The sequence below is a fragment of the Streptomyces sp. NPDC088810 genome (assembly GCF_044750305.1).
Lineage (GTDB): Bacteria > Actinomycetota > Actinomycetes > Streptomycetales > Streptomycetaceae > Streptomyces.
In genome coordinates this window covers 397,804-421,401 of record NZ_JBIVJQ010000001.1, presented here as the reverse complement: position 1 = coordinate 421,401, position 23,598 = coordinate 397,804, and the positions used below count along the sequence as shown (strand labels likewise).

21 protein-coding genes are annotated in these 23,598 nt (G+C 73.1%); 7 read left to right on the top strand and 14 right to left on the bottom strand.

Translation table 11 applies throughout. From position 1 onward, the window contains the following. Window positions 1–56 precede the first annotated feature (56 nt). Window positions 57–881, top strand: a complete 825-nt coding sequence (locus tag ACIP4Y_RS01910) for an SGNH/GDSL hydrolase family protein (protein WP_401386493.1) — start codon at window positions 57–59, stop codon at window positions 879–881. On the opposite strand, the gene ACIP4Y_RS01905 is transcribed toward ACIP4Y_RS01910, so the two are convergent. The 5 genes from ACIP4Y_RS01905 to ACIP4Y_RS01885 form a co-directional block, all read right to left on the bottom strand. Next, the gene (locus tag ACIP4Y_RS01905; protein WP_401386490.1) at window positions 836–2,008 is read right to left on the bottom strand and encodes a serine hydrolase domain-containing protein; all 1,173 of its coding nucleotides are present in this window, start codon (window positions 2,006–2,008) and stop codon (window positions 836–838) included. The genes ACIP4Y_RS01910 and ACIP4Y_RS01905 overlap by 46 nt on opposite strands. 94 nt (window positions 2,009–2,102) lie before the next feature. After that, window positions 2,103–3,854, bottom strand: a complete 1,752-nt coding sequence (locus tag ACIP4Y_RS01900; RefSeq protein ID WP_401386487.1) for a TIGR03767 family metallophosphoesterase — start codon at window positions 3,852–3,854, stop codon at window positions 2,103–2,105. Window positions 3,855–4,054: 200 nt separating this feature from the next. Further along, entirely contained in the window at window positions 4,055–4,537 is a 483-nt protein-coding gene (locus ACIP4Y_RS01895) for an NUDIX hydrolase (protein ID WP_358644517.1), read from the bottom strand. Window positions 4,538–4,546: 9 nt separating this feature from the next. Further along, on the bottom strand, window positions 4,547–5,413 hold the full coding sequence (locus ACIP4Y_RS01890; protein ID WP_401386483.1) for a pyridoxamine 5'-phosphate oxidase family protein: 867 nt from the start codon (window positions 5,411–5,413) through the stop codon (window positions 4,547–4,549). A 2-nt stretch (window positions 5,414–5,415) separates the two neighbouring features. Then, the gene (locus ACIP4Y_RS01885) at window positions 5,416–5,862 is read right to left on the bottom strand and encodes a VOC family protein (RefSeq protein ID WP_401386480.1); all 447 of its coding nucleotides are present in this window, start codon (window positions 5,860–5,862) and stop codon (window positions 5,416–5,418) included. 125 nt (window positions 5,863–5,987) lie between these two features. Here ACIP4Y_RS01885 and ACIP4Y_RS01880 point away from each other — a divergent pair, with 125 nt between their 5' ends. Next, window positions 5,988–6,530, top strand: a complete 543-nt coding sequence (locus ACIP4Y_RS01880) for a CGNR zinc finger domain-containing protein (RefSeq protein ID WP_401386477.1) — start codon at window positions 5,988–5,990, stop codon at window positions 6,528–6,530. A gap of 155 nt (window positions 6,531–6,685) precedes the next feature. Next, window positions 6,686–9,982 (top strand): S8 family serine peptidase, encoded by a 3,297-nt coding sequence (locus ACIP4Y_RS01875; RefSeq protein ID WP_401386474.1) that lies wholly within the window; start codon window positions 6,686–6,688, stop codon window positions 9,980–9,982. Between the two features lie 243 nt (window positions 9,983–10,225). On the opposite strand, the gene ACIP4Y_RS01870 is transcribed toward ACIP4Y_RS01875, so the two are convergent. Both ACIP4Y_RS01870 and ACIP4Y_RS01865 read right to left on the bottom strand, forming a co-directional pair. Next, entirely contained in the window at window positions 10,226–11,095 is an 870-nt protein-coding gene (locus ACIP4Y_RS01870) for a hypothetical protein (RefSeq protein WP_401386471.1), read from the bottom strand. Between the two features lies 1 nt (window position 11,096). Then, window positions 11,097–11,645 carry a sigma-70 family RNA polymerase sigma factor gene (locus ACIP4Y_RS01865; protein ID WP_358644596.1) on the bottom strand — a complete coding sequence of 183 codons (549 nt, stop codon included), beginning with the start codon at window positions 11,643–11,645 and terminating at the stop codon, window positions 11,097–11,099. Between the two features lie 329 nt (window positions 11,646–11,974). Between ACIP4Y_RS01865 and ACIP4Y_RS01860 the strand changes: the two genes are divergently transcribed. After that, window positions 11,975–12,994, top strand: coding sequence for an aspartate-semialdehyde dehydrogenase (locus ACIP4Y_RS01860; protein ID WP_401386466.1), 1,020 nt, complete (start codon window positions 11,975–11,977; stop codon window positions 12,992–12,994). An 89-nt stretch (window positions 12,995–13,083) separates the two neighbouring features. Here ACIP4Y_RS01860 and ACIP4Y_RS01855 read toward each other — a convergent pair whose 3' ends face one another. Next, window positions 13,084–13,560, bottom strand: coding sequence for a DUF1203 domain-containing protein (locus tag ACIP4Y_RS01855; RefSeq protein ID WP_358644503.1), 477 nt, complete (start codon window positions 13,558–13,560; stop codon window positions 13,084–13,086). A gap of 112 nt (window positions 13,561–13,672) precedes the next feature. On the opposite strand from ACIP4Y_RS01855, the gene pepN reads away from it, so the two are divergent. Then, complete coding sequence (gene pepN, locus ACIP4Y_RS01850) at window positions 13,673–16,246, top strand: aminopeptidase N (protein ID WP_401386462.1); 2,574 nt, start codon at window positions 13,673–13,675, stop codon at window positions 16,244–16,246. Window positions 16,247–16,342: 96 nt separating this feature from the next. On the opposite strand, the gene ACIP4Y_RS01845 is transcribed toward pepN, so the two are convergent. Then, window positions 16,343–16,597, bottom strand: a complete 255-nt coding sequence (locus ACIP4Y_RS01845; RefSeq protein ID WP_401386459.1) for a hypothetical protein — start codon at window positions 16,595–16,597, stop codon at window positions 16,343–16,345. Between the two features lie 268 nt (window positions 16,598–16,865). Further along, window positions 16,866–17,813 carry an EamA family transporter gene (locus ACIP4Y_RS01840; RefSeq protein WP_401386456.1) on the bottom strand — a complete coding sequence of 316 codons (948 nt, stop codon included), beginning with the start codon at window positions 17,811–17,813 and terminating at the stop codon, window positions 16,866–16,868. Between the two features lie 142 nt (window positions 17,814–17,955). On the opposite strand from ACIP4Y_RS01840, the gene ACIP4Y_RS01835 reads away from it, so the two are divergent. Continuing rightward, a complete protein-coding gene (locus ACIP4Y_RS01835; protein WP_358646844.1) occupies window positions 17,956–18,456 on the top strand; it encodes a MarR family transcriptional regulator in 501 nt (166 codons plus the stop codon). A 22-nt stretch (window positions 18,457–18,478) separates the two neighbouring features. Here ACIP4Y_RS01835 and ACIP4Y_RS01830 read toward each other — a convergent pair whose 3' ends face one another. Beyond that, window positions 18,479–19,939 carry an FAD-dependent monooxygenase gene (locus ACIP4Y_RS01830; RefSeq protein ID WP_401386453.1) on the bottom strand — a complete coding sequence of 487 codons (1,461 nt, stop codon included), beginning with the start codon at window positions 19,937–19,939 and terminating at the stop codon, window positions 18,479–18,481. Between the two features lie 186 nt (window positions 19,940–20,125). On the opposite strand from ACIP4Y_RS01830, the gene ACIP4Y_RS01825 reads away from it, so the two are divergent. Further along, window positions 20,126–20,683 (top strand): TetR family transcriptional regulator, encoded by a 558-nt coding sequence (locus ACIP4Y_RS01825; protein WP_358646840.1) that lies wholly within the window; start codon window positions 20,126–20,128, stop codon window positions 20,681–20,683. A 106-nt stretch (window positions 20,684–20,789) separates the two neighbouring features. Here ACIP4Y_RS01825 and ACIP4Y_RS01820 read toward each other — a convergent pair whose 3' ends face one another. Genes ACIP4Y_RS01820 through ACIP4Y_RS01810 form a run of 3 tightly spaced genes read right to left on the bottom strand, consistent with a single transcriptional unit; the run spans window position 20,790 to window position 23,473 of the window. Next, window positions 20,790–21,071 (bottom strand): hypothetical protein, encoded by a 282-nt coding sequence (locus ACIP4Y_RS01820; RefSeq protein ID WP_358646838.1) that lies wholly within the window; start codon window positions 21,069–21,071, stop codon window positions 20,790–20,792. A gap of 5 nt (window positions 21,072–21,076) precedes the next feature. Next, entirely contained in the window at window positions 21,077–23,227 is a 2,151-nt protein-coding gene (malQ, locus tag ACIP4Y_RS01815; RefSeq protein ID WP_401386448.1) for a 4-alpha-glucanotransferase, read from the bottom strand. Continuing rightward, on the bottom strand, window positions 23,228–23,473 hold the full coding sequence (locus tag ACIP4Y_RS01810; RefSeq protein WP_401386445.1) for a hypothetical protein: 246 nt from the start codon (window positions 23,471–23,473) through the stop codon (window positions 23,228–23,230). Between the last annotated feature and the right edge of the window lie 125 nt (window positions 23,474–23,598).

Genomic DNA, 23,598 nt, shown 5'->3' with positions numbered 1-23,598 from the left:
CCGGAACGGACGAGCAGGGCGGGCGGGCAGGGAGCCGGCCGCGGTACAGGAGAGTCATGAGACACCCCCGAATAGCGGCAGGCGCGTGCTCCCTCCTCCTCGCGGCCGCCTGCGCGTTCGCCGATCCCGCGACGGCACACGTGGCACCCCGCACCGTGGCCGGCGGCTACGTGGCCCTCGGCGACTCCTACTCCTCCGGTGCCGGAGCCGGCGACTACCTGGCCTCCGGCAAGGAGTGCAAGCGCAGCAGCCGGGCCTTCCCCGTGCTGTGGGCCGAGGCCCACGCGCCGGCGTCCTTCACCTTCGCCGCGTGCAACGGCGCCGGCGCCGACGACGTCCTGACCGACCAGCTCGGCCATCTCGGCCCGGGCACCGGACTGGTCACGCTCACCGCCGGCGGCAGCGACTCGGGCTTCGTCTCCGTCATCGCGAGCTGCGCGCTGGGCGGCGCCGAAGGGTGCCTGTCCGCCGTCTCCCGAGCCCGCACCACCATGGACGGCTCTCTCTCCGGCAGCCTCGACCGGCTCTACTCGGCCATCCGGAACCGGGCCCCCGCCGCCCGTGTCGTGGTGCTCGGCTACCCGCACCTGTACCACCTGCGGGGCGCCTGCGCGCTGGGCCTCCCGGACGGCGAACGGGCCACCCTGAACGACGCCGTGGACCACCTCAACGCGGTCATCGCCCAGCGTGCAGGCGCCCACGGGTTCACCTTCGCCGACGTCACCGCCGCCTTCGCCGGGCACGAGATCTGCTCGTCCCGGCCCTGGCTGCGCGGTGTCGACGTACTGGCGATCACCGAGTCGTACCACCCGACGGCACCGGGACAGTCCCTCGGCTACCTGCCGGTGCTCACCCGGGTGTCGGGATGGAAGGCCGGCTGACAGAACTCCTTCTCGATCACGTCCGAGGTCTCCCCGGCCCAGTCCCCGTTGAAGTTGACCGCCAGGGAGTGCCGGCCGTCCGCCGTCGTCGCCGTCTCGGACACCGAGCCGTGGATCCCGCCGGTGTGGCCCCAGACATGGGCACCGCAGGTCAGCCGGGTGTCCATGAGACCGAGGCCGTAGCGCATGCGGGGCGCGACCCCGGTGGCCACCGTGGTCTTCATCTCCTTCAGCTGCTGCGGCGGGAGCAGCTCGCCGCGGAGCAGGGCGCCGTAGAAACGGGACAGGTCGGCGGAGTCGGAGATCATCTCGCCGGAGGAGGAGGCCAGCGACGGGTTGAGTTCCGTGACGTCGTACGCCGGGCCGCCGGGGACCTTGAACGTCGAGTACGCCCTGCTGCCCGGCCGCGGCAGGGTGACCCGGGTGCCGGGCACGGAGGTGGCCCTCAGGTGCAGCGGTGTGATGATCCGCCGGGTGATCTCGGTGCCGTACGGGCGGCCCGTCACCTTCTCGATCACCATGCCGGCGAGCACGTAGTTGGTGTTGGAGTACCGCCAGGAGGTGCCCGGCGCGAAGTCCGGCGCGTGCCGCAGCGCGAGGCCGACCAGGTGCTGCGGGGTGAGGGTGTCGTAGCGGTGCTCGGAGAAGCCGTCCTCGGTGAAGTAGTCGCGGCGGAAGTCGGCGTCGTCGAGGTAGTCGTGGATGCCGCTGGTGTGGTTCAGCAGCTGCCGCAGGGTGACCTTGCGGCCGTCGTGGCCGTGGCCGCGGACCACTCCCGGCAGCCACCGCTCCACCGAGTCGTCCAGGGAGAGCCGACCCTCCGCCTCCAGCTGGAGCAGGACGGTGGCGACGAAGGTCTTGGTGATGCTGGCGACGCGGTAGTGGTCGGCTGCCGAGCGCGGCCTGCCCGTGCGGGTGTCGCCCACGCCGGCCGTGGCGGACCAGGTGCCGTGGCCGTCCCGCGCGGTGGCGGTCGCGCCGGGTACGCCGGCCGTGACGGCCGCTGCGAGGGCCTCGCGGGTCGCGGTGTGCCCTTGGGACGCGGGTCCGGCCGCGAGGGCCGGACCCGCGAGGGCCGCCGAGAGGAGCAGGGCGGTGGTGCCCGCCAGAGCCGTGCGTGCGCGCATGTCTTCCCCAACCTGTGGTGTGCGGTGCGGTCGGGGGGAGGGACCCGGGAGCGTTGTGCGAAGGTTGCCTGGATGTAGGCCGGTTGGGTGACTTTCAGCCCTTCCGCAGCACCAGCTCGGTGTTCCGGTCGGCCGCGGCACCGGCGAGGGTCGTGTTGGCGCCGGGGGCGTTGCAGGACAGCTCGCGGTAGAGCGCGGCGAGGCCGGTCTGGGAGAGGTCGGCGTAGTCGGTGCGGTGCGGGGCCGCGGACTCGATCAGGGTGGTGAACAGGGAGACGGTGCCGTCCTTGTTGTCGACCAGCTCGATGATCCGGGCGAGCTGCGGGTAGTCGACGTGCGAGGCGGTGGAGATCTCCCAGAAGGAGCGCCCGCCCCCGGCCCGGTGCGGGGTGATGACGTTCTTGTGGATGTGCCCGTTCACCCAGGCCAGCACGTTGGCGTGGGCGGACAGCACGGAGATCACCTCGGCGCCGTTGTGCCGCTTCTCCCCCGGGCGGGCCGGGTCGGGCCGGGTGTTGGTCATGGTCTTGCTGGTGTGGTGGCTGAAGACGACCGCGTAGGAGTCCTTGTTGTCCTTCAGCGTCCTGTCGAGCCACTTCAGCTGGGCGGTGCCGAGGGAGCCGTCGTAGTGGCCGCCGGCGTCGGTGGTGTCGAGGCTGATGCCGATGACGTCGTCGGAGATGCGGAAGGCGTAGTACTGGGTGCCCGCGTCCAGGTTCGCCGACGAGTAGCCGTGGCCGACCGGGCCGTGCCCCTGGTGGGCGGGGTCGAGGTGGGCCTTCAGGTAGTCGGCCTGGGTGTACGGGGCGCGCTTCTCGTCCGGCGTGACCGAGCGCATCGAGCGGGCGTGGGCCTTGAGGAAGTCGCGGTAGCCGACGCCCTTGGGGTCCTTGGCGTATCGGATGGCGTCCTGGAGCTTCTTGGCGTCGGCGGCGGAGACGCTCATCAGCTTCTTCCCTCCGATGGCCGCCTCGGCGAGGTAGCGGTCGCCGTGGGAGCCGTAGCAGCCGAGCGGGAGGGCGTCGTGGTTGCCGACGGTGGAGTACCAGGGCAGGCCGAGCCCGGGGCTGCGGACCTCGCGGACGGCGGCGGCCAGGAACTTCTCCAGGTGGGGGAAGCCGAGCGCCTTGTCGTGGTCGCGGGTGGCGGAGCCGGGCTGCCAGTACAGCTTCAGCCCGCTGTTCTGCACGCCCTCGTAGTGCCCGGGGTCCCCGGTGTTCGGGGTGATCCGGCCGCCGCTCATCACCTTCATGAACCACTCCAGTTCGGAGTGGGCGTTGTTGTCGGTGTTGTCGCCGGTCGTCATCACGAAGTGCAGCGGGGCACCGGTGACGGGCGCGCCGCGCAGCGCGTTGACCCGCTCCACGAGGGAGATCGCGCCGGGCACGGTCAGCGCCTCGTGCGGGCGCCAGGCGTGCACGTCGCGGGAGCGCAGGTACTCCAGGCGCAGCGGGTGCTGGACGTCCATCAGGTGCAGGTCGGTGAACTGCACGAACGCGGCGAGGGCGGTACGGCGGCCCGCCCGGCCGGACTTGGGTGCGGCCAGTTCGTCGCGCACGACCCGCTTCCAGCCGGGCCCGTCGCCGAGGCGGCGGTAACCGGAGCTGTTCCGCGGGGCGGCGACGGAGGCGACGGTGGTGCCCTTGGTGTAGGGGGCGAGCGGGGCCGCGGCGGAGGCCTGCCGGGACCGGGCGACCGGTGCCTCGGCGGTGGTGGCGGCCTGGCTGTCGGTGGGGCGCAGGGCGTAGCCGACGCCCGCGGAGAGCGAGACGGCTCCGGCGGCGGCGAGGACGGTACGGCGGTTGACCCCCGGAGCGGAGGCGGTGACAGAGCGTATGCGCGACATGGCGCGATCTCCCCGAGTGCGAACGCGTCGGCAGTGGTCGCGGGCCGTCGCGGACGCGAACGTCCCGCTCACTGTGGATCGTTGGCAGCGGGGATGGCCTGCGCGTGAACGCGGTGGCAACGCGCAGCGCCGATCACCGTACGTGGATCACGGGGTACCGGCCGCGGTCACGGAGTGGATCGCGGCCCGCCCGGAGCCGGTCACTCCTCGTTCATCCGACGGGGTACGGGTCGGTCCGCCAGGCGTCCGTGCGGCGGGCGTTCGCGCCACAGCCGCAGCGCGATGTCGACCAGCCGGATGCGGGTCAGGCCGGGTACGGCGGCAAGGTCGTGCCAGGCGGCGAGGTCGGTGGAACCGCCCACCTCGTAGCGGAGTTCGCCGCCGGTGATCTCGCCCTCGTACAGGATCCGCACCCCGTGGTGGTCGGTGCGGCGCAGCGGGCGTCCGCCGGGGAAGACGTGACGGGAGGAGTCGATGCCGAGGAGACCGGTCACCTCGATGCGGTAGCCGGTCTCCTCCGCGACCTCGCGGCGGACGGTGTCGTACGGGTCCTCGCCGTGCTCCATGCCGCCGCCGGGCAGCACCCACTCGGGCGTGCCGTCGGCCGCCGGCGAGCGGGCGAGCAGGAGCTGTCCGTCACGGACGCACACGGCGTAGGCCGCCACCCTCAAGTTCCGTCGCATGGACGGACGTTAACGCGCCGGATCCGGGTTGGCGGGCGAATATTCCGGTGCCGACCAGCGCAGGGGCAGGGCGGCCGGGGTCCACCGGGCCTCGGTGAGGGTGAAGCGGACGGTACGGGTGCCGTCCGGGCCGAACTCGGTGCGGGCCTCGCCGGTGAGCTGGAGCGTGGTGCCCCTCTCCCAGTCCAGGAAGAGCAGGCCGGCGCGGGGGTCGGCGTGCAGGTTGCCCAGGCTGAGGAACATGGCGTTGCCGGAGTAGTCCGGCCAGGTCAGCTCGTGTGGTGAGGCGACCTGGACGAAGCCGGGGTTGCCGCCGCGGTGGCTGGCGTCGGCGCCGGTGCGGTGCACGGTGGCGAGGAAGAAGGTGTCGGCGGCGGCGATGAAGTCCGTTTCCTCGGTGCCGAGTTGCGTGAGGTGGCGGGGGGTGCCGGGGGTGCGGTCGACCGTCTCGTACGACTCCCTTCGCTGGATGTGTTTCGGGCAGTTGGAGAAGACCTGGTCCGCGTCCACGGTGAAGCCGGTTGCCGTGGGGTGCAGGTGGCCGTTGAGGCGCATGCGGCGGCGGGTTCGGGGGTCCAGGGCGATGGTGCCGACGGGTTGACCGCGCAGCCGTTCGCCCGACAGGTCAGCGGTGTGCACGGATATCCGCCTGGGGCCTGTCGCCCGTACGAAGCCCGGTGCTCCCGCGAGTGCCGATGCCCCTACCCTCCCCGTCTCCGGGTCCGCCGCGGCCACGATCAGCAGGGGCTGTTGCTCCAGGAAGGCGGCCGCGATCGGCTTGATGGTCCGGCCCAGGGAGCGGCCCACGTGGTCGGCGCGGTCACGGACGCCGGCCCGGTCCTGCACGGCCCGCGAACCCGCGTGATACACGTCCATGTCTAGAAGAAGCCGCAGGTCGGGGCGGAGGCGTGGGGCGCGGGGGCGTTCTCGGCGCCGTGCGGGACGGAGATCTCCAGGCGGGTGCCGTCCGGGTCGTGGAAGAAGATGCCGCCGGAGGCCGAGCCCTCCCGGTGGGCGACCACGCCCTCGTGGGCGAACTCCACTGCGGCGGCCCTGAGCGCCGTCTCGTACTCCCGGACCCGGTCGATGGAGTCGGCGGTGAAGGCGAGGTGGTGCAGTCCGGCCCGGCCGCCGTCGTACGACTCCCGCGCCTGCTGCCAGAGCGTGAGGACGGGCTGGTCGCCGCCGTCGCCGAGGAACGCGTAGCGCCGGTCGTCCTCCTTGCCCTCGGCGAGCAGGGTGAAGCCGAGGACGTCCCGGTAGAAGGCGAGCGAGCGGTCGAGGTCGGTGACGTTCAGGCCGGTGTGGCCGGTGCGCAAGGTCATGACTGTCCCCTTCGGCGTGCCCTTTGCCGGGCGTGTCTAACCGTCGTGTTTCACGTTAGAGGGTTAGCTCGTGGCGAGTCAACCGGTCACGTACGCTTGACTGGTTAGCCGAGGAGGAGTGCCCGATGTCCACCGCCCGCGATCCCCGCCCGCTCACCGGTGAGCCGCTCGCGCTCGACCTGCTCAACACCCGGTGGAACCGGGACGGCGTCACCCAGGACCTGCTCGCGGACACCGACGGGCTGGCGGTGTGGCTCGCGGACAACGGGCTGGCCGGGGACCATCCGGCCGACGCGGAGGTGCTGCGTCATCTGCGCACCGCCCGGGAGGCGGTCAAGGCGGCGGTGGACGGGTCGCCGCAGCAGGCGGCGCCGCTCGTGGACGCCGTACTGGAGCACGGCCGGATCCGGGCCCGGCTCACCGCCGGCGGCCCGGCCGAGGAGCCGGAGTTCGCCGACCCCGCCTGGGGCCCGGCCTGGCTCGCCGCCCGCAGCTACCTGGACCTGCTCACCCGGGCCCCGGAGCGGATCCGCACCTGCGCCGGCGGCAGCTGCATCCTGTACTTCTTCGACACGTCCCGGAACGGCACCCGCCGCTGGTGCTCGATGGCCGCATGCGGCAACCGGGCCAAGGCGTCCCGGCATTACGCGCGCTCCAAGGAGAACTGAGCACAATCCGGGCCGAACCGGCCCCGATCCGCTCGGATCCCATCGCGGGTTTTCCCCATACATTCATTTCGATTCGGTCAACGGTCACCAAAATAAGGACCCTTGGGTCAGGCTGAGCGCTCTCGTCCGCTCGTTCCTTGACCTGAGGGATGCCGATGACCCACACGCCCGAGCGTGATCCCATACCCGGCCCGAGACGCCTGGCCCGCATAGCCGTGGCCGTGGGCGTGGTGGCCGCCCTCTCCGCGGCCGGGCCGATACCCCTGGCCCTCGCCGCGGACACCCCGCCCGCCCCGGCCGCCGACCCCGGCGTGAAGTCCGCCCACGACAAGCTCGGTTCGGACGACGCAGCCCTGCTCGCCGAGGCCAAGGCCGACGGCGACAAGAACGTCACGATGATGATCGCGACCTCGCCCGGGAAGACGGAGCAGGTCGCCGGGGCACTGGACGCGGTCGAGGGCGGCCTGGTGGGCCGTACCGACGACAAGCTCGGCTATGTCCGCGCCACCGTCCCGACGGGCCGGGCGGAATCGGCCATCGCCGCCGCCGCGAAGCTCTCCTCCGTCCAGGCGATCGACCTCAAGCAGGAGATCCCGCTCGACGACCCGGCGCCCAGCGGGGCCAAGTCCGCGGCCGGCGGGGGCTCTTACCCCGCGCCGGGCAAGAAGACCCCCGCCGCGAACCCGTACAACCCGTCCTTCGAGACCGGTGCCGTCGACTTCGTCGAGGACCACCCGAAGGCGGACGGCCGCGGCATCACCATCGGCATCCTGGACTCCGGCATCGACCTGGGCCACCCGGCGCTGCAGAAGACCACCACCGGCGAGCGGAAGATCGTCGACTGGGTGACCGCGACCGACCCGGTCGCCGACGGCGACGGCACCTGGCGCCGGATGACCAGCGGTGTCTCCGGCCCGTCCTTCTCGATCACCACCGCCTCGCAGGGCACCGAGAAGTTCACCGCGCCCGAGGGCTCGTACAAGTTCAACTACATGTACGAGTCGGCCACCGCCGGCGGCGACGAGAAGGGCGACCTCAACCGCGACGGCGACACCACCGACGCCTGGGGCGTGCTGTACGACCCGGCCGCCGGCACGGTCCGCGTCGACACGGACGACAACCTGGACTTCACCGACGACACTCCGATGAAGCCGTACAAGGACGGCTACCAGGTCGGGTACTTCGGCACTGACGACCCGGGGACGGACGTCGCCGAGCGCGTCCCGTTCGTGGTCGAGACCCGCAAGGACGTCGTCTACAACTCCTCCGGCGCCAAGGCCGACTACGTCAACATCGGCGTCATCGAGTCCGAGCACGGCACCCACGTCGCCGGCATCACCGCCGCGAACGGCCTGTTCGGCGGCAGGATGAACGGCGCGGCCCCGGGTGCGAAGCTGGTCTCCTCGCGGGCCTGCACCTGGACCGGCGGCTGCACCAACGTCGCCCTCACCGAGGGCATGATCGACCTCGTCACCAAGCGCGGGGTCGACATCGTCAACATGTCGATCGGCGGCCTGCCCGCGCTGAACGACGGCAACAACGCGCGCGCCGAGCTGTACACCCGGCTCATCGACACCTACGGCGTCCAGCTGGTGATCTCCGCCGGCAACTCGGGCCCCGGCGCCAACACCATCGGCGACCCCGGCCTGGCCGACAAGGTGATCTCGGTCGGCGCGGCGATCTCCAAGGAGACGTGGGCCGCCAACTACGGCTCGGCCGTGGAGAAGAAGTACGCGATGATGCCGTTCTCCTCGCGCGGCCCGCGTGAGGACGGCGGCTTCACGCCGACCCTGACCGCCCCCGGCGCCGCGATCAACACCACCCAGACCTGGCTGCCGGGCTCCCCGGTCGCCGAGGCGGGCTACTCGCTGCCGGCCGGCTACTCGATGCTCCAGGGCACCTCGATGGCCTCCCCGCAGGCCGCCGGCGCCTCCGCGCTGCTGCTGAGCGCCGCCAAGCGGAAGGGCATCGACCTCACGCCCGCCAAGCTGCGCACGGCGCTGACCTCGACCGCCGACCACATCAAGGGCGTGCAGGCGTACGAGGAGGGCGCGGGCCTAATCGACATCGTGGACGCGTGGGACGCCATCAAGGACGACGCCACCGCCCACGAGTACACCGTCAAGGCCCCGGTCGACACCGCGATCGACTACGCGCTGAAGACCCCGGGCTTCGGCACCGGCCTGTACGACCGCGAGGGCGGCCTGAAGGCGGGCGAGAAGAAGACGTACGACGTCACGATCACCCGCACCTCCGGCCCGGACAAGGCGGTCCGGCACGAGCTGCACTTCGAGAACAACGCCGGCGGCACCTTCCGGATCGTCGGCGACGACGACGTCAAGCTGCCGCTGAACCAGCCGGTCACCGTCAAGGTGCAGGCGGCCCCGAAGTCCGCCGGCATCAAGAGCGCGATCCTGGAGGTCGACGACCCGCGGACCGAGGGCGTCGACAAGCAGGTCCTGTCCACCGTCGTGGTCGCGGCCCCGGTGAAGTACACCTTCTCCGCCTCCGACTCGGTGCAGCGCAACAGCACGCGGTCGTACTTCCTGAGCGTGCCCGAGGGCGCGACGTCGCTGGAGGTCGCGATCGGCGGGCTGAAGGACAAGAGCCAGACCCGGTTCATCGCCATCCACCCGTACGGCGTCCCGTCCGACAACACCTCGACGCCGTACTGCTACAACAACTACCTGGACGGCAACGGCTGCAAGCCCGACGTGCGTTCCTACGCCGACCCGCAGCCCGGCGTGTGGGAGGTCGAGGTCGAATCCCGGCGTACGTCCCCGCTGCTCGACAACCCGTACCGGCTGGACGTCACCGTCCTCGGCGCGGCTTTCGACCCGGAGACCGTGACCGTCCCCGAGGCCAAGGTGGGCACCCCGGCCACCGCCTCCTGGAAGGTGACCAACAAGTACGCCGCGCTGGACGGCAAGCTGGCCGGCGGCCCGCTCGGCTCCGCCAAGACGACCCGCCCGGCCATCAAGGAGGGCGAGACCCAGACCACCACGGTGGAGGTCCCGGCCGGCGCGACCTCGCTCGACGTCGCCATCGGGGGCGTCTCCGACACGGCGGCCGACCTGGACCTGGCGGTGTACGACGCGTCCGGCAAGGAGGTCGGCAAGTCCGCCGACGGTGACTCGGAGGAGGCGGTGTCCGTGCCGTCCCCGGCCGCCGGCACCTACACCATCGAGGTCGCGGGCTACTCCGTCCCGTCCGGCTCCACCGACTACGACTACCGGGACGTGTTCTTCTCGACCGCGCTCGGTTCCGTCACGGTCGACGGCTCGGCCCCGGTCAAGCTCGGCACGGGCGACTCGGCCACGGTGACCGGCCAGGTCACGGCCGCCGCTCAGGCCCCGGCGGGCCGCGAGTTCTTCGGCCGCGTCCAGCTGGTGAACACCCGCGGCACGGTCGCGGGCACCGGCAGCGTGAAGATCGAGAAGGTCACGTCGTAGCGGCTCGGCGCACACAGGAGGGGCGGGCGTCCTGACGGACCCCCGCCCCTCTTCGGCTTCAGGGGTGGTGACGGAGGAGCAGGGCCCCGGTGGCGGATGGGCGAGCCAGGCCTCGGGAACCGGACAGGGCCTCGGTGATCCAGGCCCGGCCATCGGCTCCGCCTCCCGCCCGCCCCCGTCCAGCTCAAGGCCCGGGAGCGTGACAGGTCGGCGGGCTCGGCGATCGGCTGCGTCCCCGGCCGCTCAGGGGGCGGGGGCGGAGGGGCAGGGGAGGGAGCGGGAGGCCGGTAGGGCGTCGGTGATCCAGGCTCGGTCTGCGGAGACGCGGGAGGTGCCGACGGCCCACAGGGTCGCGTACCGCTCCCCCTGGCCGACGCCCACCAGCACGTGCTGGCCCGTGCGCGGGGCCGGACGCGCGTCCGCGGCGAGCAGGAAGCCGACCTCGGCCGGGCCGTGCGCGGGCTTGTAGGAGCGGATCACGGTCAGCGTGACCCGGCTCCCGGACGAGCCCTTGTCCCGCTCCACCTTCGTCACCGTGCCCTCCACGACCAGCCGCGTACAGGCCAGTTCGCGCTCCGGCTCCGCCGGCCGTCCGCCGGACGCCGCCTCCTGGCTCCCCGCGTCGCCCTTGGCCGACGCCCCGCCCTTGTCGTCCGCGCCGCCGCCGGCCTGCGTCACCAGCCACCCGAACCCCAGGGCCAGGGAGAAGGCCGCGGCACCGGCGAGCGAGCCGAGCGCGATCCGCAGGGCCCGCCGGGGCCCGCTCGGCCGCCCGGGCCGGGGCGGTCCGGCGGGACGGGTACGACCCCGGGGGCGGCGGGCGGGGGGAGCGGCCGAGGGTGTGTCCTGCGGAGTCCGGATCTCCCCGGCGTCACCGGGCACCTGGTCTCCCGTCAGGGCCTGCGCCAGCCGGGCCAGCTGGTCCCGCAGCACGGCCACGTCGGCCTCGGCCGCCCGGTGTTCGGCGAGGAAGGCGGGGTCCCGCCGGGCCTCCTCCGGCAGGGGATCGCCGGTGACCGCGGCCATGAGGGCGTCCATGCCGTCGTACTCCCCGCGCCTCCCGGCGCTGTCGGCGCGCTCGGCACCCCGCGCGCTCTCGTGTCCGGCGGTCATGTCACACCACCTCGTCCTCGTGCAGCCGGTCGCGCAGTGCGCGGACCGCCGTGTGCAGCCTGCTCTTGACCGTGCCCTCCGGGATGCCCAGCTCCTCGGCGATGGCCCGCACCGGCAGGTCCGCGAAGAAGCGCAGCACGACCACCTGCCGCTGGGCGGCGGGCAGCCCGTCCAGGCCCCGGGCGACCGCGAGGGACAACAGGCTGGTCTCCTCGCCGGAGGCGTGCGCGGGCGCGCGCAGTGCGGCCAGCCGCTCCCCCAGCCGCTCCTGGCGCCGCTTGGCCCGGTGCCAGTCCATGGCCAGGTTGGAGGCGACCACCGCCGCCCACGCCGACACGTCCCGCGGTGCCTCGCGACCGCTCGCGGCCCGCTCCAGCAGCCGCAGCCGTACCTGCTGTACCCCGTCCGGCAGGTCCGACTGCGGCACGCCGCCGAGCGCGAGCACCGCCCGCACCCGGCGTTCCTGGGCCGCGTCCAGCGGATCGTCGCCGGCACGGTCCGTACCGACGGCGTACACCCCCTGGCCGCGGCGCGCCTTTCCGCGCAGCACACGCCACCCCCTCACGCGTTTGCCCCTACGACGTGGCAGCGGGCCGAAACGTTCGGCAGGTGCCGGACCGGCGCGGAGGCGTACGTCACACCTTCGTATGGGCCGCGGCCGGACGGGCAGGGTCGGGACAGCACAGCTTCCGGCGCGGGCCTGCGGCCGAGGGAATTTCTGCAGCTCAGCGGGGTGCCCGGCGGACGTATGGAACCGTCGGGCGGCTGATCGTGTCCCATTCCTCGGGCACACGGCACAAAGAATTGGACAGGTGGACCGGGGTCGGCCGCATGATGGAAAAGCCCCGGTCAGGCAAGAGACACGTAGAGGGAGTCGCTGTGAGGGTCGGAATCGTCGGAGCCACCGGTCAGGTCGGCACGGTCATGCGCAGGATCCTCGCGGAGCGGAACTTCCCGGTGACGGAGCTGCGCCTGTTCGCCTCTGCCCGTTCCGCCGGGACCGTCCTGGACGGCGTGACGGTGGAGGACGCGGCGACCGCCGACTACACCGGCCTGGACATCGTGCTCTTCTCCGCGGGCGGCGCGACCTCCAAGGCGCTGGCCGAAAAGGTCGCCTCGCAGGGCGCCGTCGTGATCGACAACTCCTCGGCCTGGCGCAAGGACCCCGAGGTCCCGCTGGTGGTCTCCGAGGTGAACCCGCACGCGATCGCCGACCGCCCCAAGGGCATCATCGCCAACCCGAACTGCACCACGATGGCCGCGATGCCGGCGCTCAAGCCGCTGCACGAGGAGGCCGGCCTGGAGGCGCTGGTCGTCGCCACCTACCAGGCGGTGTCCGGCTCGGGTCTCTCGGGCGTGGCCGAGCTGCACGGCCAGGTGCAGAAGGTGGCCGCCGAGGCGGACAAGCTCACCCACGACGGCGCGGCGGTCGACTTCCCCGAGCCGAACGTCTACAAGCGCCCCATCGCCTTCAACGTGCTGCCCTTCGCCGGCAACCTCGTCGACGACGGTCTGAACGAGACCGACGAGGAGCAGAAGCTGCGCAACGAGTCCCGCAAGATCCTGGAGATCCCGGCCCTGAAGGTCTCCGGCACCTGTGTGCGCGTGCCGGTCTTCTCCGGCCACTCCCTCCAGGTGAACGCCCGCTTCGCCCGCCCGCTCTCCCCGGAGCGCGCCACCGAGCTGCTCGCGAAGGCGCCGGGCGTCGCCCTCTCCGACATCCCGACGCCGCTGCAGGCGGCCGGCCAGGACCCGTCGTACGTGGGCCGCATCCGCCGCGACGAGACGGTGGACAACGGCCTCGCCCTGTTCATCTCCAACGACAACCTCCGCAAGGGCGCCGCCCTGAACGCGGTACAGATCGCGGAACTGGTGGCGGCGGAACTGTCCGGCAAGTAACCCGCACGGCTCACCAGGGGCGGCCCGCCCGGGCCGCCCCTTTCGCATGCCCCGGCGTCACACCCGCCGACGGCCTCCCCGACTCCGCCCTAGCCCCGCCGGACCTCGTACAGGAAGCACCCGTACTCCACCGCCCGCACGTGCACCACCGCCACCTCCGGGTCGGCGAAGGCCTCGGCGAGGGCAGGCGCGAAGGCGTCCGGGCCGGTCACCAGCCGGCCGCCGAGGATGCGGCCGTCGGCCGAGTAGCGGCGCAGGGTGCGGTGGTCGTTGGTGAACGGCAGGGCGTCGCCGGCCGGGCCGGGGCACTCCTCGGCGTGGATGAAGACGGGGCCCTGCTCGTCGTAGGCACCGGGGTCGGCGCCCGTCTCGGCCGCCCAGCGGCGCAGCGGCGCGTACGAGACCAGGGCGATCAGCTCGCCCGGCGTGCTGTGGCGCAGACAGCAGCGCAGCGGGGAGCCGCCCTCCGCGTCCGGCACGGCGGCCATGGGGCGGCCGGCGTCGTCGGCGGTGCGCAGCTCCTCGAGGACCTCGGCCGGGACGGGGCGTGCGGTGTACGTCGTCATGCGCCCAGCGTCCCGCCGCCGCGGCGCGCCCACCGGCGGGATACGGACATCGCGTTCCCCGTCGGTCCCATGGAAGGATGGCGCAACCGACACATAACGAGGAGATGACCGCGTGCCTGGCACAAACCTGACTCGCGAAGAGGCGCAGCAGCGGGCCGAGCTGCTCACCGTTGACTCGTACGAGATCGATCTCGACCTCTCCGGCGCGCAGGAGGGCGGTACCTACCGGTCCGTGACCACGGTGCGCTTCGACGTGGCCCGCGGCGGTGCCGAGTCCTTCATCGACCTGGTGGCCCCGACGGTCCACGAGGTGGTGCTCAACGGCGACCAGCTGGACCCCGCCGAGGTCTTCGACGACTCGCGGATCGCGCTGCCGGGGCTGCTCCAGGGGCCCAACGTCCTGCGGGTCGTCGCCGACTGCGCCTACACCAACACCGGCGAGGGCCTGCACCGCTTCGTCGACCCGGTGGACGAGCAGGCCTACCTGTACACGCAGTTCGAGGTCCCGGACGCCCGCCGCGTCTTCGCTTCCTTCGAGCAGCCGGACCTGAAGGCCACCTTCCAGTTCACCGTGAAGGCGCCCGAGGGCTGGACCGTCATTTCCAACTCGCCGACCCCGGAGCCCAAGGACAACGTCTGGGTCTTCGAGCCGACCCCGCGGATGTCGACGTACATCACCGCGCTGATCGTCGGCCCGTACCACTCCGTGCACAGCGTGTACGAGAAGGACGGCCAGTCGGTGCCGCTCGGCATCTACTGCCGGCCCTCGCTCGCCGAGTTCCTCGACTCGGACGCGATCTTCGAGGTCACGCGGCAGGGCTTCGACTGGTTCCAGGAGAAGTTCGACTACGCGTACCCGTTCGAGAAGTACGACCAGCTGTTCGTACCCGAGTTCAACGCGGGCGCCATGGAGAACGCGGGCGCGGTCACCATCCGCGACCAGTACGTCTTCCGGTCCAAGGTGACCGACGCGGCGTACGAGGTGCGTGCCGAGACCATCCTGCACGAGCTGGCCCACATGTGGTTCGGCGACCTGGTCACCATGGAGTGGTGGAACGACCTGTGGCTGAACGAGTCGTTCGCCACGTACACGTCGATCGCGTGCCAGGCGGCGGCTCCCGGCTCCCGCTGGCCGCACTCGTGGACCACGTTCGCCAACTCGATGAAGACCTGGGCGTACCGGCAGGACCAGCTGCCGTCCACGCACCCGATCATGGCGGACATCCGCGACCTGGACGACGTGCTCGTCAACTTCGACGGCATCACGTACGCCAAGGGCGCGAGCGTGCTGAAGCAGCTCGTCGCGTACGTCGGCGAGGACGAGTTCTTCAAGGGCGTGCAGGCCTACTTCAAGCGGCACGCGTTCGGCAACACGCGCCTGTCCGACCTGCTCGGGGCGCTGGAGGAGACCTCCGGCCGCGACCTGAAGACCTGGTCGAAGAAGTGGCTGGAGACGGCCGGCATCAACATCCTGCGCCCGGAGGTGGACACCGACGCCGAGGGCCTGATCACCTCCTTCGCCGTCCGCCAGGAGGCCCCGGCGCTCCCGGCCGGCGCCAAGGGCGAGCCGACCCTGCGCCCGCACCGCATCGCGATCGGCCTGTACGACCTCTCCGACGCCGGCAAGCTGGTGCGCACCGAGCGGGTCGAGCTGGACGTGGACGGGGAGCTGACCGCCGTACCGCAGCTGGCGGGCAAGCGCCGCCCGGCGGTGATCCTGCTCAACGACGACGACCTGTCGTACGCGAAGGTCCGCCTGGACGAGGAGTCCCTGAAGGCCGTCACCGAGCACCTCGGCGACTTCGAGGCGTCCCTGCCGCGCGCCCTGTGCTGGGCGTCGGCCTGGGACATGACGCGGGACGCCGAGCTGGCCGCCCGCGACTACCTCTCGCTGGTGCTGTCCGGCATCGCCAAGGAGTCCGACATCGGCGTGGTGCAGTCCCTGCACCGCCAGGTCAAGCTGGCCATCGACCTGTACGCCGCGCCGGCCACCCGCGAGTCCCTGCTGACCCGCTGGACCGACGCCACGCTGGCCCACCTGCGCACCGCCGAGCCGGGCAGCGACCACCAGCTGGCCTGGGCACGGGCCTTCGCGGCGACCGCGCGCACCCCGGAGCAGCTGGACCTCCTGGAGGCCCTGCTCGACGGCACCCAGACCGTCGAGGGCCTGGCCGTCGACACCGAGCTGCGCTGGGCGTTCGTCCAGCGGCTCGCGGCCGTCGGCCGGTACGACGAGACGGAGATCGCCGGCGAGTACGAGCGGGACAAGACGGCGGCCGGCGAGCGGCACGCGGCCACCGCCCGCGCCGCCCGCCCGACGCCGGAGGCGAAGGCGGAGGCCTGGTCCTCGGTCATCGAGTCCGACAAGCTGCCCAACGCCGTGCAGGAGGCCGTGATCGGCGGCTTCGTGCAGACCGACCAGCGGGAGCTGCTCGCGCCCTACACGGACCGGTACTTCGAGGTGCTCAAGGGCGTCTGGGAGTCCCGTTCGCACGAGATCGCCCAGCAGATCGCCATCGGCCTGTACCCGTCGATCCAGGTCTCCGAGGAGACCCTGGCCAAGACGGACGCGTGGCTGTCCTCGGCCGAGCCGACCGCGGCCCTGCGCCGCCTCGTCTCGGAGTCCCGGGCGGGCATCGAACGCGCCCTGCGGGCCCAGGCGGCGGACGCGGCGGCCGCCGCGTAGTCACCCACCCGCACGACAGAAGGGGCGCCCGGCCTGGAGGCCGGGCGCCCCTCCGTGTGCGGTTCACGGACTGGGGTGCCGTGTCGCGATCGGCGCTCAGTTGACGACGATCACCACGACGCCGCCGCCGCCGAAGCCGGGGACGAAGCCCGTGCCGAAGAAGTTGTTGCGGAAGCCGTTGCCGAAGCAGTTGCCGCCTCCCCAGCCGCGGTCGAAGCAGCCGTGGTTGGTCGAGACCTGGTTCGGGGTGGCCGCCGAGGCCGTACCCGCCGTGCCGATCGCGGCGCCACCGGCCAGGAGGACGCCGGCCGCGGAGACCGCGAAGAGACGCCTCACGCGTTGTGCTTTCATGGGCCTACCTTCCTTCCACGCCCTCGCGGGGTTTCCGGTACGGGGGCGATGGCCGCGGCCACGCGGGATACGGGCGCGGCGCGGTCGTAGGTGTTGCCGCGGGGGACGAGCAGCGGGCCTGCGCCACATCGGCTGTCGGCCCCGGTGGGCGGGGCACTCGCCGCCGGCGGCGGGCACACCCCTGATCGCGGACCTTCCCCTTCACGCTAGCCGCCCTCCGGTCACTCAGCATCTCGAAGGGCGACGGGCCGCCGGCAGCGGGTCCGGCTCACCGTCCGGTCACCGGGACCGCCTCCTGCGAATCCTTACGATCACTCTTTCCAGCAGAGCTGAACGGTCGCGGCTTCGCGCCGCCGAGTTGTGCGGCCACCGTCGCGCCGAACGCCAGCGCCATGCCCGTCACCTGCACCGGGGTGAGCGCCTGGCCGAGGGCCGCCCAGCCGACGACCGCGGCGGTCAGCGGGGACAGCGGGCCGAGGAAGCCGGCCTGCGTGGCGGTGAGCCGGCCGATGCCGCGGAACCAGAGCCAGTAGGCGACGGCCGTGTTGGCCAGGGCGAGGTAGAGGTAGCCGCCGGCTGCAGGGCCGTCGAGGGCGGGCGGGGCGCCCTCGGCCAGGAAGGCGACCGGCGCGATGAGCAGGCCGCCCGCGGTGAGCTGCCAGCCGGTGAGCGCCAGCGGACCGACCCCCTCCGGGCGGCCCCAGCGCTTGGTCAGTACGGTGCCGGCGGCCATGGCGGCGGTGGAGGCGAGGGCCGCGAGGACGCCGACCGGGTCGAGCGCGCCGGCCCCCTTCAGCACGACCAGGCTGACCCCGAACGCGGCCACCAGCCCGGTGAGCAGCGTCCGCGGCTCCGGCCGCTGCCCGAGCAGCAGCGCGGAGAGCCCGACGACGAACAGCGGTCCGGCCGAGCCGACGACCGCGGCCATCCCGCCGGGCAGCCGGTACGCCGCGACGAACAACAGCGGGAAGAAGGCGCCGATGTTCAGCGCGCCGAGCACCGCGGCCTTGGCCCACCAGGTGCCCCGCGGCAGCACCCGGGTGAGGGCGAGCAGCAGCAGACCGGCGGGCAGGGCCCGCATCAGGGCCGTGAACAGGGGGCGGTCCGGCGGCAGGAACTCGGTGGTGACCGCGTACGTGGTTCCCCAGGAGACGGGTGCGAGGGCGGTGACGGCTATGACGGCGGTGGCGGTCCCGGTGGGTCGGGTGGTGGCCATGGCGGGCCCTTTCCGAGGAGGGTGAGCGGATCACTGGGCGAGTGGGTCGCTACTAAGTAGCTTAGCTCTAAGCTACTTATGGTCAAGCCTCTTTCCGGTGACTTTCTTGCGGGTGAGCGGAACCGGGGTCGATACTCTGCGCATGCAGCCACAGCCAGCGGACGCCGTCGACGCGATCATCGAGCAGTGGGCCCGGGTACGGCCCGACCTGGACACCCGGGCCATGGAGGTCTTCGGCCGGATCTTCCGGCTCTCCCGCGCGATGAGTGACCGGATGGAGAGGGCCTACAAGCCCTACGGCATCTCCCGCGGCGAGTTCGACGTCCTGGCCACCCTGCGGCGCTCCGGCGAGCCCTACACCCTCTCTCCCCGCGAGCTGTCGGCCACCCTCATGCTCACCACCGGCGGGATGACCGGCCGGCTCGACAAGCTGGAGCGCGCCGGGCTGCTGCGCCGCTCCCCCGACCCGCACGACCGGCGCGGCCTGAAGGTGACCCTCACCGAGGAGGGACTGCGGCTGATCGACGAGGCGGTGGGCGCCGGACTGGCGCAGGAGAGCACCGCCCTGTCCGCCCTGGACGCCGAAGAGGCCGGCCACCTGGCCGGCCTGCTGCGGAAGTTGCTGGACGCGACGGCCGAGTAGCCGCCGCAGCCGTCACCCCACGTCACTCGGCGGGGTCGGCGGGAGCGGCGGGGCCGAGGTGACGGGCGAGTGCGGCCTCGATCCGCGCCGGGCCGGCCGGGTCGGCGGCCCAGGCCGCGTAGCCGTCGGGGCGCACCAGCACGGTGGTACGGCGGTCGCTCGCCCACCGGGCCACGGCCAGCCGGTCCGCGCGGCCGGCCCCCGCCTCGTACGGCTCCGGCGTGATCAGCACGAACCGTCCGCCGCGCAGCGCCTCGTACAGCCGGCCACCGCCGGCCAGCTCCACGTCCGGGACACGGGCGCCGGTGAGCGGATGGGCGCCGCGGGGGGCGGGGTAGCGGTAGCCGATGCCGGTGATCTGGCCGGCGACCTTGCGCCGGGCCGGACCGACCGCGTCGAGGAAAGCGGTGAGGGCCGCGCGCGCCGCCAGCGTCCACGGGCGCTTGGCCATGGCGAGGCGGACGATCCCGCCGCTGCTGCGCAGCACCGCCCGGCCGATGGGGTGCCGCTCGTCCTGGTAGGTGTCGAGCAGCGCGGGGTCCGCGTGACCGCCGGCCACCGCGGCCAGCTTCCAGCCCAGGTTCGCGGCGTCCTGCAGCCCGGTGTTCATGCCCTGGCCGCCGGCCGGGGTGTGCACGTGCGCCGCGTCCCCGGCGAGGAAGACCCGCCCGACCCGGTACGCCGGCGCCTGGCGCTCGTCGCTGTGGAAGCGGGACATCCAGCGGGCGTCGTGCATCCCGAAGTCCCGGCCGAGGGCGAGACGGGTGATCTCCTTGATCTCCGCGAGGTCCAGCGGCTCGCTGTCCGCGACGTTGCGGCCCCGGTGCCAGCCGATCACCCGGTAGTAGCCGTCGCCGAAGGGCGCGAGGAAGGCGAACGCGTCGCCGACCGCGTTGACCGTGAGCACGGTCGGCGGCGTCTCGGCGAGCCGCACGTCGGCGAGCACGACGGACCGGATCACCGACCGGCCCGGGAACGGCAGCCCGACCGCCTGCCGCACGGCGCTGCGCATCCCGTCCGCGCCGACGACGTACGCGGCCCGGAGCGACTCCGTACGGCCCTGCGGCCCGCGGACCTCGACCGTCACCCCGTCCGCGTCCTGGGTGAGCCCGGTCAGCTCGGCCTCGTACCGGAACTCGGCCCCCGCCTCGGCCGCCCGCCGCTCCAGCGCCTTCTCCACCTCGTACTGCGGGAGGACGAGGAGGTGGCGGTAGCGGGAGGGGAGCGCGGAGAGGTCGATGGTGAGCCGACCGAAGAGGCGGAGCCGGTCAAGGGGCTGCCCCAGGGACTCCAGGTCGTCGGCGAGGCCCCGGGCGTCGAGCTGTTCGAGGGTGCGTGCGTGCAGGACGAAGGCGCGGGAGAGGTTGCTGACCTTGTGGGGGCGCTTTTCCAGGACGGTGACCGGGATGCCGGCGAGGGCGAGGTCACCGGCGAGGAGGAGGCCGGTGGGACCGGAGCCGACGATGAGGATGCGCGGGGTCATGGTGGCCTCCTGAGGGCGCCTACGGGTGTTGGCCAACAACTGTTGGTCAACGCTTGTTGGCAACGGTAGGTCTCGGCGAGGGGCGGAGTCAACAGGTGTTGGCCAACAACTGTTGACCCGACGCTGCTCCCAGCCCCGACAGGCCAGCACTTGTTGGCCAACGCCGGTTGGCCTACGCTCGTTGGCATGACAGCACGCCGCTCCGACGCCACCCGCACCGCCATCCTCGCCGCCGCCCGCGACCGCTTCGCCGCCGACGGCTACGACCGGGCCACCATCCGGGCCATCGCCAAGGACGCGCAGATCGACCCGTCCATGGTGATGCGGTACTTCGGCAGCAAGGAGGGCCTGTTCGCCGCCGCCGTCGCGCTCGATCTGCGGCTGCCCGACCTGGCGCAGGTGCCCCGCGAAGACGTGGGCCGCACCCTGGTCGGCCACTTCCTCGGCCTGTGGGAGGAGAACGAGGAGCTGACGGCCGTGCTCCGGGTCGGGGCCACCAACGAGGCCGGGGCCGAGCGGATGCAGGGCATCTTCCGGGACCAGCTGCTCCCGGTGGCCCGGCAGGTGTGCCCGGACCCCGAGCAGGTCCCCGCGCGGGCCGCGCTGTGCGCCGCCCAGCTGCTCGGGCTGGCCCTCACCCGCTACGTGCTGCGGCTGCCGCCGGCCCGCGCGCTCACCCGCGAGGAGCTGGTGGCGTGGCTGGGCCCGACGGTGCAGCGCTATCTGACCGCGCCGAACCCCTGAGCCGGGCGCGGAAAAACGCCGGGGGCGCCGGTCTCTTCCCGGGTACGGCGTGCGCGCGTACCGACGGGAGGACCGGCGCCCCCGGCGAACGAACCGGTGGTCCGGGTCAGGCCTTGGCCCGGGCGTCGGACTTGACGTTGATGTTGGACGAGGTGGTGTCCTTCTTGGCCCGCGACTTGTCCAGCAGCATGACCAGACCGGCGATCACCAGGAACAGGACCACCGGGAGAATGACGTACAGGCCCAGCGTCTGGATGACGCTCAGGCCCTTGCCGGGGTCGTCGCCGTCGTCGCGGGTCAGCGCGAGCGCGGGGGACGACATGAGCAGCATCATCAGCGTCGTACCGGCGGCCAGGGCGCCGGCGCGCAGGGCGTTCTTCGTGTCCACGGAAATCAAGTTAGCGAACCGTCCTCGGGGCCGCGCGCCCGGGGTGCCTTACAGGACCGCGGTGCCGCGCCGGACGGCCGCAGCACCTCCAGCAGGGCCCGCAGCCGCGACGAGGCCACCAGCTCTTCCAGCGGCACCGGCCGGCCCTCGGTGTCGGCGACCGGCAGGCGCCAGTTCGGGTACTGGTCCCAGGTGCCCGGCAGGTTCTGCGGGCGGCGGTCGCCGATGCCGTCCGGGAGCCAGACACCGATCAGGCGGGCGGGGGTGCGCAGCAGGAAGCGGTGGACGGCGCGGATCTCCTCCTCCTCGTCGGAGCCGGGCGGTCCGGCCGCCGGACTGTCCAGCAGGCCGAGGCTGCCGAGCAGGGCGAGCCACTCGGCGGCGTCGGCGGTGGCCTCGGCGCGTTCCTCGGCGGCCGAACGGGTGAGCAGGCCGAGCCGGTCGCGCAGCTCGACGTGGTCGCCGGTGAGCCGGGCGGCGGTGGGCGGCAGGTCGTGGGTGGTGGCGGTGGCCAGGCAGTCGGCGCGCCAGCGCTCGGGCGGCAGCGGGCGGCCGTCGCCCTCCCAGTCCCGTTCGAACCAGAGCACGGAGGTGCCGAGCACCCCGCGCCGCTGGAGTGTCTCGCGCACGCCGGGCTCGACGGTGCCCAGGTCCTCGCCGATGACGACGGCCCCGGCGCGAGTGGCCTCCAGGGCGAGGATCGCCAGCATGGCGTCGGCGTCGTAGCGGACGTAGGTGCCGTCGGTGGGCGGGCTGCCCTGGGGCACCCACCAGAGCCGGAACAGGCCCATGACGTGGTCGATGCGCAGGGCGCCGGCGTAGCGGAAGAGGGCGCGCAGGAGGTCGCGGTAGGGGGCGTGGCCGGTGGCGGCGAGCCGGTCGGGGCGCCAGGGCGGCAGGCCCCAGTCCTGGCCGCGGGCGTTGAAGGCGTCCGGTGGCGCGCCGACGGACATGCCGGCGGCGTACACGTCCTGCTGGGCCCAGGCGTCGGCGCCGGCCGGGTGGACGCCGACAGCGAGGTCGTGCACGATCCCGACGGGCATGCCGGCCTCGCGGGCGGCGCGCTGGGCGGCCCGGAGCTGGCCGTCGGTGAGCCAGGCGAGGCGGGCGTGGAACTCCACCCGGTCGGCGAGGTCGGACCTGGCGCGCGCGGTGGCGGCCGAGCGGGGGTCGCGCAGCCCGTCGGGCCAGTGGTGCCAGTCGGAGCCGTGGAGTTCGGCGAGGGCGTTCCAGGTGGCGTGGTCGTCGAGGGTCCGGCCGTGGGCGGCGCGGAAGGCGTCGTAGGCGGCCTGGCGGCCGGGGCCGAGGGGGACGGCGAGGACGAGTTCCAGGGCCTCGCGCTTCAGTTCCCATACCGCGTCGCGGTCGATGAGGGCGCCCTTGTCGAGGACGGCGGCGCGCAGCCGTTCGGCGCGCTGCAGCAGGCCGGCCAGCCGTTCGCGGTCCTCGGCGTAGGCGAACTCGGGGATGTCCTCGATCCGCAGGTGGACCGGGTCGGGGAAGCGGCGGGAGGAGGGGCGGTACGGGGAGGGGTCGGTGGGGGCGCCGGGTACGGCCGCGTGGAGCGGGTTGACCTGGACGAATCCGGCGCCGGCGGTGCGCCCGGCCCAGCCGGCCAGCTCGGCGAGGTCGGCGAGGTCGCCCATGCCCCAGGAGCGGTGGGAGAGCAGGGAGTACAGCTGGACGAGGAGGCCGTAGGAGCGGCCGGGCGGGGCGGGCAGCCGGTCCGGGGCGACGACGAGGCACGCCTCACCGGTGCGTCCGTCGGGGGCGGTGGCGGTCAGCCGGTGGACGCCGAGCGGAAGGTCCGCGGTCCCCTCCCGGTGCCGGCCGTCCTCGGTCTCGACGCGCAGCCGGGTGCCGGCGGGCAGGGCGGTGAGGGCGGCGGGCGGCTCGGCGCCGGTCCACTGCACCAGCGTCGGCGGCAGCAGGCGCTCGCGCAGCTCACGTTCCCGGGCGGCGAGGGCAGTGCGGACGGCGTCCGGCCCGGTCGCGTCGACGCCGAGGGCGGCCAGGGCGGCGGTCACGGCGGCGGCGGGGACCTGGACGGTGCGGTCGGGCGCGGGCCGGTAGGAGGTGGCGACCCCGTGCAGCTCGGCGAGCCGGGCGAGGTCGGCGGAGGGCTGGCCGGGGGGCTCGTCGGGCGCCGCGGCCATCTACAGTCCCGGCGCGAAGGAGTCCGGGACCGGGTCGGACTCGCTGGTCAGCGGGGCGGCCTCGGCGAGCGGGGGTTCGCTGGTCAGCGGCTCGGCGTCGGGCAGCGGCGGCTCACTGGTCAGCGGCGCCTGCGCGCACGCGCTCTCCGCGCTGAACGCGTGCAGCGGTGCCTCGTCGGTGTGGGCGGACAGCTCCGCCACGGGTTTGGACGGGGCGGGGATCATGAGGCGAGCCGGTGCGGCCACGAGGGCCTCCTTGTCGGTGTGCGGGTGCTGCGGCTGGGGAGGGGTTACGGCAGGCCTACCCCGTGAGCCCGGCGCCACGCCCGGAAAATCCGGTGCCAAGGTGATCCGGCACCGGACCGGTGATC

Bases quoted from the DNA above. Each gene is read 5' to 3' on its own strand.
- ACIP4Y_RS01910 (WP_401386493.1), top strand. From the start codon at position 57: ATGAGACACCCCCGAATAGCGGCAGGCGCGTGCTCCCTCCTCCTCGCG.
- ACIP4Y_RS01905 (WP_401386490.1), bottom strand. From the start codon at position 2,008: ATGCGCGCACGCACGGCTCTGGCGGGCACCACCGCCCTGCTCCTCTCG.
- ACIP4Y_RS01900 (WP_401386487.1), bottom strand. From the start codon at position 3,854: ATGTCGCGCATACGCTCTGTCACCGCCTCCGCTCCGGGGGTCAACCGC.
- ACIP4Y_RS01895 (WP_358644517.1), bottom strand. From the start codon at position 4,537: ATGCGACGGAACTTGAGGGTGGCGGCCTACGCCGTGTGCGTCCGTGAC.
- ACIP4Y_RS01890 (WP_401386483.1), bottom strand. From the start codon at position 5,413: ATGGACGTGTATCACGCGGGTTCGCGGGCCGTGCAGGACCGGGCCGGC.
- ACIP4Y_RS01885 (WP_401386480.1), bottom strand. From the start codon at position 5,862: ATGACCTTGCGCACCGGCCACACCGGCCTGAACGTCACCGACCTCGAC.
- ACIP4Y_RS01880 (WP_401386477.1), top strand. From the start codon at position 5,988: ATGTCCACCGCCCGCGATCCCCGCCCGCTCACCGGTGAGCCGCTCGCG.
- ACIP4Y_RS01875 (WP_401386474.1), top strand. From the start codon at position 6,686: ATGACCCACACGCCCGAGCGTGATCCCATACCCGGCCCGAGACGCCTG.
- ACIP4Y_RS01870 (WP_401386471.1), bottom strand. From the start codon at position 11,095: ATGACCGCCGGACACGAGAGCGCGCGGGGTGCCGAGCGCGCCGACAGC.
- ACIP4Y_RS01855 (WP_358644503.1), bottom strand. From the start codon at position 13,560: ATGACGACGTACACCGCACGCCCCGTCCCGGCCGAGGTCCTCGAGGAG.
- ACIP4Y_RS01845 (WP_401386459.1), bottom strand. From the start codon at position 16,597: ATGAAAGCACAACGCGTGAGGCGTCTCTTCGCGGTCTCCGCGGCCGGC.
- ACIP4Y_RS01840 (WP_401386456.1), bottom strand. From the start codon at position 17,813: ATGGCCACCACCCGACCCACCGGGACCGCCACCGCCGTCATAGCCGTC.
- ACIP4Y_RS01835 (WP_358646844.1), top strand. From the start codon at position 17,956: ATGCAGCCACAGCCAGCGGACGCCGTCGACGCGATCATCGAGCAGTGG.
- ACIP4Y_RS01830 (WP_401386453.1), bottom strand. From the start codon at position 19,939: ATGACCCCGCGCATCCTCATCGTCGGCTCCGGTCCCACCGGCCTCCTC.
- ACIP4Y_RS01825 (WP_358646840.1), top strand. From the start codon at position 20,126: ATGACAGCACGCCGCTCCGACGCCACCCGCACCGCCATCCTCGCCGCC.
- malQ (WP_401386448.1), bottom strand. From the start codon at position 23,227: ATGGCCGCGGCGCCCGACGAGCCCCCCGGCCAGCCCTCCGCCGACCTC.